The 9,070-nt window shown below is 61.2% G+C and carries 10 protein-coding genes; 5 read left to right on the top strand and 5 right to left on the bottom strand.

Going from position 1 to position 9,070, the window contains the following annotated elements:
* Positions 1 to 92: 92 nt before the first annotated feature.
* Both ACV8MC_RS26300 and ACV8MC_RS26295 read right to left on the bottom strand, forming a co-directional pair.
* Positions 93 to 464, bottom strand: coding sequence for a YajD family HNH nuclease (locus ACV8MC_RS26300; RefSeq protein WP_003222612.1), 372 nt, complete (start codon positions 462 to 464; stop codon positions 93 to 95).
* Positions 465 to 511: 47 nt separating this feature from the next.
* Positions 512 to 1,198: a spermidine synthase gene (locus ACV8MC_RS26295; RefSeq protein WP_056783581.1), complete on the bottom strand. Its 687-nt coding sequence runs from the start codon at positions 1,196 to 1,198 to the stop codon at positions 512 to 514.
* 80 nt (positions 1,199 to 1,278) lie between these two features.
* On the opposite strand from ACV8MC_RS26295, the gene ACV8MC_RS26290 reads away from it, so the two are divergent.
* The gene (locus tag ACV8MC_RS26290) at positions 1,279 to 1,563 is read left to right on the top strand and encodes a hypothetical protein (protein WP_016771228.1); all 285 of its coding nucleotides are present in this window, start codon (positions 1,279 to 1,281) and stop codon (positions 1,561 to 1,563) included.
* Here ACV8MC_RS26290 and ACV8MC_RS26285 read toward each other — a convergent pair.
* Entirely contained in the window at positions 1,560 to 2,033 is a 474-nt protein-coding gene (locus ACV8MC_RS26285) for a cyclic nucleotide-binding domain-containing protein (protein ID WP_016771227.1), read from the bottom strand. The genes ACV8MC_RS26290 and ACV8MC_RS26285 overlap by 4 nt on opposite strands.
* A 235-nt stretch (positions 2,034 to 2,268) precedes the next feature.
* The gene (locus ACV8MC_RS26280; RefSeq protein ID WP_457264063.1) at positions 2,269 to 4,323 is read right to left on the bottom strand and encodes a S9 family peptidase; all 2,055 of its coding nucleotides are present in this window, start codon (positions 4,321 to 4,323) and stop codon (positions 2,269 to 2,271) included.
* Between the two features lie 236 nt (positions 4,324 to 4,559).
* Here ACV8MC_RS26280 and ACV8MC_RS26275 point away from each other — a divergent pair, with 236 nt between their 5' ends.
* From ACV8MC_RS26275 to ACV8MC_RS26265, 3 genes are read left to right on the top strand one after another with little or no spacing between them, the layout of a single operon-like run.
* Positions 4,560 to 5,057 (top strand): hypothetical protein, encoded by a 498-nt coding sequence (locus ACV8MC_RS26275; protein ID WP_041478845.1) that lies wholly within the window; start codon positions 4,560 to 4,562, stop codon positions 5,055 to 5,057.
* Positions 5,058 to 5,072: 15 nt separating this feature from the next.
* A complete protein-coding gene (locus tag ACV8MC_RS26270) occupies positions 5,073 to 5,849 on the top strand; it encodes a class II glutamine amidotransferase (RefSeq protein ID WP_252887460.1) in 777 nt (258 codons plus the stop codon).
* Positions 5,850 to 5,861: 12 nt separating this feature from the next.
* Positions 5,862 to 6,404 carry a DUF2937 family protein gene (locus ACV8MC_RS26265; protein WP_457264060.1) on the top strand — a complete coding sequence of 181 codons (543 nt, stop codon included), beginning with the start codon at positions 5,862 to 5,864 and terminating at the stop codon, positions 6,402 to 6,404.
* Positions 6,405 to 6,691: 287 nt separating this feature from the next.
* Here ACV8MC_RS26265 and ACV8MC_RS26260 read toward each other — a convergent pair whose 3' ends face one another.
* Positions 6,692 to 7,606, bottom strand: a complete 915-nt coding sequence (locus ACV8MC_RS26260) for a LysR family transcriptional regulator (protein ID WP_095180652.1) — start codon at positions 7,604 to 7,606, stop codon at positions 6,692 to 6,694.
* Positions 7,607 to 7,765: 159 nt separating this feature from the next.
* Between ACV8MC_RS26260 and ACV8MC_RS26255 the strand changes: the two genes are divergently transcribed.
* On the top strand, positions 7,766 to 9,052 hold the full coding sequence (locus ACV8MC_RS26255; RefSeq protein WP_016771221.1) for an MFS transporter: 1,287 nt from the start codon (positions 7,766 to 7,768) through the stop codon (positions 9,050 to 9,052).
* Positions 9,053 to 9,070: the final 18 nt, after the last annotated feature.

Below are 9,070 nucleotides of genomic sequence, written 5' to 3'. Positions count from 1 at the left end.
CTTCGCGAGCAGGCTCGCTCCCACAGGGGAACGCATTTCAACTGTGGGAGCGAGCCTGCTCGCGAAAGGGCCAGCTCAGGCGATGAAGATCTTCAATCTTCTTTTTTCATCAGGCCAGCCAGGGCCGCAAACGGGTTATGCGTGGCCTTGGCGATCTTCGGTGTGCTCAGCGAGCCGTCGCCGAAATACTGCTGATCGGTGTAACGCGAGTGCTCGTTGTCGTGGCAATACAGGCACAACAGCTCCCAGTTCGAGCCGTCCTGCGGGTTGTTGTCGTGGTTGTGGTCGCGGTGATGCACAGTCAGTTCGCTCAGGCGCTTGCCGGAAAACTCGCGGGCGCAGCGGCCGCAGACGTGCGGGTACATTTTCAGGGCCTTGTCGCGGTAGCCCATTTCCTTGTCGCGCTGGTTGTCGGCGAGGATGCGGTCCAGCTTCGACGTGTTGGTGGGGGTGGACGAACTCATGGGTTCACCTTTGCAGAAAGACTGATGACGGTTATGCGCAGTTTAGCTCAGCCCTTGAGCTTCTCGGCAATCCAGATCGTGTGACGGGTGCCCTTGTTGCCGTGGGCGAAGACCTGGACTTCTTCGGCCTTGAAACCGGCCTTCTTCAATTTGTCGGAAAACTGTCGGTCGGCGCTGGCCGACCATACCGCGAGCACACCTTTGGGGCGCAGCGCCTTGGCGCAGGCATTCAGACCTGCGGCGGAATACAGCCAGCTGTTGGCCTTCTGGGTCAGGCCTTCAGGGCCGTTGTCGACGTCGAGCATGATCGCATCGAAACCGTTCGGCTCGCTTTGCAGCACATTGGCCACATCTTCCTGACGGATCACCGTGCGCGGGTCGAGCAATGGCCGACCGGACTTCTCCCCGAGCGGGCCGCGATTCCACTCGACTACGCCGGGCACCAGCTCAGCGACCACCACTTCGGCGGACTTGCCCAGGTGCTTGAGTGCCGAGGCGAGGGTGAAACCCATACCCAGGCCACCGATCAACACCCGCGAATTCGACCGGCCGGCGACCTTGCGGCAGGGAATTTCTGCCAGTGCGTCCTCGGAACCGTGCATGCGCGTGTTCATCAACTGTCCGCCGTCGCCGCCCTGGATCTTGATGACGAAATCCTCGCCATACTCGAACAGGCACAGGGCACCGCCGTTTTCAGGGATCGGGGTGGTGTCGAGCAGAACGAAACGTTTCATGGAAATCTCTAAAGGGGGGAAGGCAAGCAGGCGCGTTGGGAGTAGCCTGAGCACAGACTAAAGGCCAAACGGAGCCCTTGATGAAGCGCACCATTCTAACGGTCATTACCCTGGCCGCGCTCGCGATTACTGCAGTGCAGGCCCAGCAGAGCGTTCCGGTCAGCCCGACGCCGCAGCCCGGCTCGCCCGGCACCGCGACGCCGACACCGTATCCGCAGATCACCCCGATCACCCTGCCCAAGTCGGGCGCCGGTAGCGGCAGCCCGCCACTGGTGCCGATTGAAATGCCCAGCCCGCCGAGCAAGGATCAACCTGTGCCGGGCATCGAGCCGAACGGCAACAAGGTCAAATCCCCGGGCGGCTAAACCTGTTGCGCGGCGAGCTGGCCATCGGCCATGCGCAGGCGTTTGGACAGCGAGACGGCGAGGGCGCGGATGATTTTTGCGGCGATTTTCGGTGCGTCGTTGAGCATTTTCTCCAGCGAGTCCTTGCCCAGATTGAGCAACTGACAATTGCTCGCCGCGATGCAGGTAGCCGAGCGGCGCTCGCCATCGAGCACGGCCATTTCACCGAAGGCCCGGCCGCTGCGCAGGGTGGCCATGGTGATGACCTGGCCGTCAGCGCCGGTTTTCTGCACGGCGACCTGGCCGGTGTGAATGATGCACATGAAACTGCCGGCATCGCCCTCGCGAAAAATCGCCTCGCCTTCAGCCACGGTGCTGATGCTGAAATAGCCGGAAGCGGCCGCGAAGTCGGCCAGCTGCAATTGATCGAACAGGCCACAGTCCATCAGCCAGTCGCGGATCTCGTTGTTCAGAAAGGTCGGTTCAGACATGTCGATGCGGTCTTTTTGTTATCACATTTCAAGGCTATACACGGATCCCGTAGGAATGGGCTTTTGTGGCGAGGGGATTTATCCCCGCTCGGCTGCGCAGCAGTCGCAATTCCTGCCAACTCGGTGCTTCAGGAATACTGAGTTTGCAGGTTTTGGGGCCGCTTCGCAGCCCAACGGGGATAAATCCCCTCGCCACAAGGGTCTGCTGTAAGACCCAAGCCACCCACAGAGTTCCTCAGGCAATCTGCAAAACCTTGAACACAAATGCATATTCGAGCGCTACGTCACGTAATCCCTGATAGCGCCCGCTCATGCCGCCATGCCCGGCACCCAGTTCGGTCTTGAGCAGCAGCACATTGTCGTCGGTCTTGGTCGCGCGCAATTTCGCCACCCACTTGGCTGCTTCCCAGTACTGCACGCGGCTGTCGTTGTAGCCGGCGATCACCAGCAGTGGCGGATAAGCCTGCGCGGTGACGTTTTCGTACGGTGCGTAAGCCTTGATCCGATCATAGACGTCCGGTTCTTCCGGGTTGCCCCATTCGTCGTATTCGGTGACGGTCAGCGGCAGATCGGGGTCGAGCATGGTGTTGAGCACGTCGACGAACGGCACTTCGGCAATCGCCACGCCGAACAGGTCCGGGCGCTGATTGAGTACCGCGCCGATCAGCAGGCCACCGGCGCTGCCGCCGCTGATCGCCAGTTTCTCCGCCGTGGTGATGCCGTTGAGAATCAGGAATTCGGCGCAGGCGATGAAGTCGCTGAAGGTGTTGTGTTTGTGTTCCTGCTTGCCGGCGCGATACCAGGCTTCGCCCAGCTCGCCGCCGCCGCGTACGTGAGCAATGGCGAAGGCCATGCCGCGATCGAGCAGACTCAGGCGGGCGTGGGAAAACCACGGATCGAGGCTGGAGCCGTAAGCGCCATAACCATACAGATACAGCGGCACCGGTTTACCGACCATTTCGCGCTTCATCACCAGACTGATCGGCACCTGCGTGCCGTCCGGGGCGGTGGCCCATAGGCGTTGGCTGACATAGGCGTCGGCATCAAATTGGCCGAGTACCGGGGTTTCCTTGAGCACCGTTTGCTCGCCGCTGGCAAGAATCAACTGGCGCACCTGGGCCGGGCGATTCAACGCTTCGTAGCGCAGGCGAATGCGGTCGCTCTCGAATTCCAGGCTGTTTTGCACGTGGAGGCTGTAGGCCGCATCGGGCAATTGCACGCGATACGGCGCCGAGCCCTGCGGGTGAACCTCGATGATCGGCAGGCCACCTTCGCGCAGACTCAAAGTCATCGCCTCGGTGTTGAGGCTGACACCGTCGAGCATCACTTCTTCGTTGTGCGGGATCAGGTTCTGCCAGTCGGCCTCGCTCGGCGGCACGCCAGTGTCCGGGGCCTGATACAGGGCGAAGTTGATGCCGTCGCGGTTGGTACGGATAAACCATGTCCAGACGCCATCGAGCAGGCCGTGGTCGACGTCGTATTCGTGATCTTCGACCCGTGGCGCCAGGCAGCTGAACGGCAGGTGCGGTTGGTTGGCGTCCAGCGCCCAGACTTCACTGGTGGTCTTGCTGCCCAGCGACAGCAGCAATTGCTGTTCGGAGCTGGCGCGGTAGCAATGCAGGAAGAAACGCCCGTCCGGCTCGTGAAAAACCTCTTCGGCGGCAGTGCCATCAAGGCGATAGCGGAACAGTTTGTGCGGGCGATGGGTGTCGTCGAGCACGCCGAAGAACAGGGTCAGGCTGTCGTTGGCCCAGGTCATGCTGCCGTCGCAGTCCTCGAATTCCAGTTCGCTGACCTTGTCGTTGGACAGCTCCTTGACGAACAGCGTGTAGATCTCGTCGCCCGAGGTATCGACGCTGTAGGCCAGGCGCTGGTGATCGGGGCTGATGCTGAAAGCACCGAGCGAGAAGAAACCGCCGTTGGCCAGCGCATTCGGGTCGAGCAACAGTTGCTCGCGGCTTTCATCGAGGGTCAGGCTGTCGTCCGCCGGGCGCGGGCAGCGGTAGTGCCGGGCATATTCGTCACCGGCGGTGGTGCGCGTGTAATAAAGGTAGGGGCCCCAGGGCGAGGGCAGGGACAGATCAGTCTCGAGAATCCGGCCCTTGATCTCGTTGAACAGGCTTTCACGCAGCTCGGCCTGATCGGCGGTTTGCGCTTCCTGATAAGCGTTTTCAGCCTTGAGGTAATCGAGCACCGCGTCGGTATCGCGTTCCTGCAGCCAGGCATACGGGTCGGCGCCGGGCGCCCGCTGGGCAATCGGGGCAGTCATGACATTGGCGGATTCGGGCATGGAAGGCTCTCGGACAATATTCGGAATTGGGTTGTTCGCAGGTCTTGAAAGCGCCGCAGCCCGTGTGGGAGCGAGCCTGCTCGCGAAAGCGGTGTGTCAGGCAACGCTGTTGCAACTGACAGTCCGTATTCGCGAGCAGGCTCGCTCCCACAGGGGCGGCTGCTGGCCGTCTGGTATTGGGACAAGCCGCATGGGCGAAAAGTCGTTACTATAAGCGCCTATTTGCCTGCCTTGCCATGGACACCATGACCGAGAACGACTATCTGATCGCCTGGGGCCTTTACGCCTTTGCCGCCGTGGGCTGCCTGCTGGTATGGATGCGCCTGACCACCTGGATGTGGCGCTGGCTGCGCGAGCCGCTGCGTGTGCTGATGGCGGTGTTGCTGTTCAGCCCGACCATCGTCGATCCGGTGAAAGCCAAAGTTGCACCGGCCATCGCCATCACCGCCCTGGACATGCTGTTCAAGGTCGGCAACAACGCCTGGCGCGCGGTTTCCGATCTGTTCATGTACGGCATGATCGCCTTCGGGGTGTATCTGGTTTTCGTTTTGATCCGCCTGCCGATCGAGCGTGCCTCGGCAGCACGGCGTGAACGCGCCGAGGCCGCCAAGGCTGCGGCCCGTGCCGAAGAGCGCGACGATGATCAACCGTTCGGCGGCGCCGGTGACGACCGCTACGGTCGCCCGCCAGTACCGAACAATCCGCAGCGCATGCGGGTCGAGCCGCGTCTGTAACCCGAGAGTCCGCACATGTGTGAATTACTGGGCATGAGTGCCAACGTGCCGACCGACATCGTGTTCAGCTTCACCGGCCTGATGCAACGCGGCGGCCGTACCGGCCCGCACCGCGACGGCTGGGGCATTGCCTTCTACGAAGGGCGGGGCCTGCGGCTGTTTCAGGACCCGGCAGCGAGCAGCGAGTCGGAAGTTGCCAACCTGGTGCAGCGTTATCCGATCAAGAGCGAAGTGGTCATCGGCCATATTCGCCAGGCCAACGTCGGCAAGGTCTGCCTGTCCAACACCCACCCGTTCGTCCGCGAACTGTGGGGGCGCAACTGGTGTTTCGCGCACAACGGCCAGCTCGCCGACTTCACTGCGATCAAGAGTTTCTACCGACCGGTCGGCGATACCGACAGCGAAGCGGCGTTCTGCGATTTGCTCAACCGGGTACGCGCAGCCTTCCCCGAGCCGGTCGATATCGAAACGCTGCTGCCGGATCTGGTCGCAGCGTGCGCCGAATATCGCAGCAAAGGCGTGTTCAATTGCCTGCTCAGCGACGGTGACTGGCTGTTCTGTTACTGCTCGACCAAACTCGCCCAGATCACCCGCCGCGCCCCGTTCGGCCCGGCGCGGCTCAAGGATGTCGATGTGATCGTCGACTTCCAGGCCGAAACCACGCCCAACGACGTGGTCACGGTGATTGCCACCGAGCCTTTGACCGAAAACGAAACCTGGACCCGTTACGAACCGGGCCAATGGAGCCTGTGGCGACGCGGCGAATGCGTCAGCCAGGGCAAGACCGAATAAGGATTTGCACCCATGTTGCTCAGTTATCTACGGCTGGTGTTGTTTGCGGCGGGCCTGTTGATCGGTGTCCAGGTGCCGGGGTTCATCAACGATTACGCGCAACGTGTCGAAGCGCACCTGATCGAAGCGCAGACCGGCCTGCGTGGTTTCCAGGGCACGGCGGATCAGTTTTTCAAAGGCGATATGCAGGCGCTGGTCGCACATTACCGTGCCAGCGAAGACCCGATTTTTCGCAGCGATGCCGACAGCCTGAATACTTTGCTCACCCGCCAGGTCGCGCTGGACAAGCAATTCCAGGCGATGCAAGGCCCGTGGTATGTGCGCTTCCTGCAAGTGGTCCTGGCCGCCGATCCGGATATTCGCAAGGAAACCTGGAACGGCTACAGCTACCAGATTTTGCTGACGCCAGAGGCAATGATCTGGGGCATGAGCGGCGCATTGCTGCTGTCGTTCGGCATCGAATGCCTGTTCCGCCTGATCGACTGGGTCGTCCTCGGCGGCCGCCGCCTGCGCCAGAGCCGGCCGATCGAAGATCGCGATGTGTGCGGTTTGTAAGACTTGCACAATCCCCCTCTGGCAAGAGAGGCCTTATGGCATGGGGGATTCTGTGGTGAGTGGGCTCTGGGGTGAGTGGGTTCTGTGGTGAATGGGCTATGGGGGGAGTGGGTTCTGTGGCGAATGAGTTCCGTGGCGAGTGGGTTCTGTGGTGAATGAGTTCTGTGGCGAGGGGATTTATCCCCGTTGGGCTGCGCAGCAGCCCCAAAACCTGCACTGAAAGACCGCGTTGGCCGCAATCACGACTGCTGCGCAGCCGAGCGGGGATAAATCCCCTCGCCACGTAATCATTCAGTAAGGGTGATGTAGTCCTTGCCGACCTTGTGCGCATACCCCGCTAGCACCTGCTGACACAACGTCACGATCTCCTCGACCCACTCAACCCCGACCCGCCACGACACCACCACCGGCAGATTCGCCGGCCGCTGCTCGATGTCGAGCAAGATCAATTCGCCCCGTGCCAGCTCCTCGGTCACCAGCACCGGCGGCAGCGCGCCGATACCGAAGCCATCGCGCAACAACCGGGTGATCGCCGACACCGAGTTCACGCAATTCAAGCGTGGCGCCATGACGCCGCTGGCCTGCATCAGCGCGACGATATCCTGATGCGGTCGTGAGTTTTTCGAATAGGTGATGATCCGCTCCTGCGCCAGTTCGGCGAGGTCGGCGTAGTCGCGGTTGTAGATCGAATTGCTGGCGACGATCCAGCCCAGCGGATGGCTCGCCAGCTCGAGGCTGCGCACGCTTTCGTGACGGACCAGATCGGTTTGCAGAACCAGATCAAGGAAGCCTTTTTGCAGTTGATCGCAGAGGTTCAGCGCGGTATCCGCGACCAATTCGATTTCCACCCGTGGGTACAGATCGGTCATCTGCGCCACCAGCGGGCTCAGCCAGGTATGGATCACTGTGTCCATCACGCCGATACGCACCCGGCCGACCTTGCTCGAACGGGTCTCGATCGACTGCTTCAGCGCCGCCATGGTGTCGAGCATCTGCTCGGCATAGTCGAGCACTTTCAGGCCTTCCGGGGTCAGGCTGACGCCGCGTGAGTCGCGCAAAAACAGCTTTACGCCCAGCTCGCCTTCGAGCACCGCAATGCGGCTGGAAATCGATGCCTGGGTGGTGAACAGCTTGTCAGCGGTCAGGCGAAAACTCTTCAGGCGCGCGACCCAGACAAAGGTCTCGAGAAACTTCAGATTCATGGACAAGGCTCGAGTGACAAATTTTTCTTATGCCTAAGGCGGGTTTTTATTCGTTGGACGGCGCAGGGCAGGGCGACGAAAAATCGACGCATCCGGTTCCCACGATAGGCGTCGTCGGAGCTTCGAACAAGACCAATAAAAGCCCTGCGGAGATTTGCCATGAGTGCTCCCGATACCCTCCCTTTATCCAAGCCTGCGGCTCGCCCCGGACCTTTCGACTGGTACCGCAACATCAACCAGCAGGAGCGTCGCACGTTCTGGAGCTGCAAGATCGGCTACGGTCTGGACGGTATGGACACACAGATGCTCAGCTTCGTCGTGCCGACGCTGATCGCGATGTGGGGCATCACCACGGGCGAAGCGGGACTGATTCACACCAGCACCCTGATCGCCTCGGCCATCGGCGGTTGGGTCGCCGGGATTCTCTCCGACCGCATCGGCCGTGTGCGCACCCTGCAACTGACGGTGCTGTGGTTCGCCTTCTTCACCTTCCTCTGCGGCTTCGCGCAAAACTACGAACAATTGTTGATCGCCCGCACCCTGATGGGCTTCGGTTTCGGCGGTGAATGGACCGCTGGCGCAGTGTTGATCGGTGAAGTGATCCGCGCCAAGGATCGCGGCAAAGCGGTGGGCATGGTGCAATCCGGTTGGGCGCTGGGTTGGGGCCTGACGGCGATTCTGTACGCGCTGCTGTTTTCGGTGTTGCCTGCGGAAGATGCCTGGCGCGCGCTGTTCATCCTTGGCATCGTGCCGGCGATATTCGTGATTTTTGTCCGTCGCCTGGTGAAAGATCCGGAGATATATCGCGAAGCCAAAGCCGCGCAAACTCCGGAAAACCCGGCGAAGTTCTACGAGATCTTCGCACCGGGCATGCTCTTCACCACGTTTCGCGCTTCCTTGCTGACCACCGGTGCGCTGGGCGGCTACTACGCGATCACCTCCTGGCTGCCGACTTTCCTCAAGAACGAGCGCGGTTTGAGCGTGCTTGGCACCGGTGGTTATCTGGCGATGGTGATCGTCGGTTCTTACGTCGGCTATGTGATCAGCGCTTATCTGACCGACCTGCTGGGGCGGAAAAAGAACTTCATTTTGTTTGCCGTCGGCTCGTTCACCATCGTTCTGCTCTACACGCAGATGCCGGTCAGCAATGGCGTGATGCTCTGGCTGGGCTTTCCGCTGGGCTTCTTCGCCTCGGGGATTTTCAGCGGCATGGGCGCGTTTCTCACCGAATTGTTCCCTACGCGGATACGCGGCTCGGGCCAGGGTTTCTGCTACAACATCGGCCGCGCGCTGGCGGCGTTGTTCCCGCTGTTGATCGGCCTGCTCAGCCAGAAAGTGCCATTGAGCATGGGCATCGGCGCCTTCGCGGCGGTGTCGTATGGCGTGGTGATTCTGGCGGCGCTGAGCCTGCCGGAAACCCGTGGCAAGCAACTCGACGCGCAGTAACTGATACCCTGCGCAGAA

Source organism: Pseudomonas sp. PK-RTE-24 (genome assembly GCF_054052265.1).
This window is presented reverse-complemented; position numbering and strand designations above follow the sequence as displayed.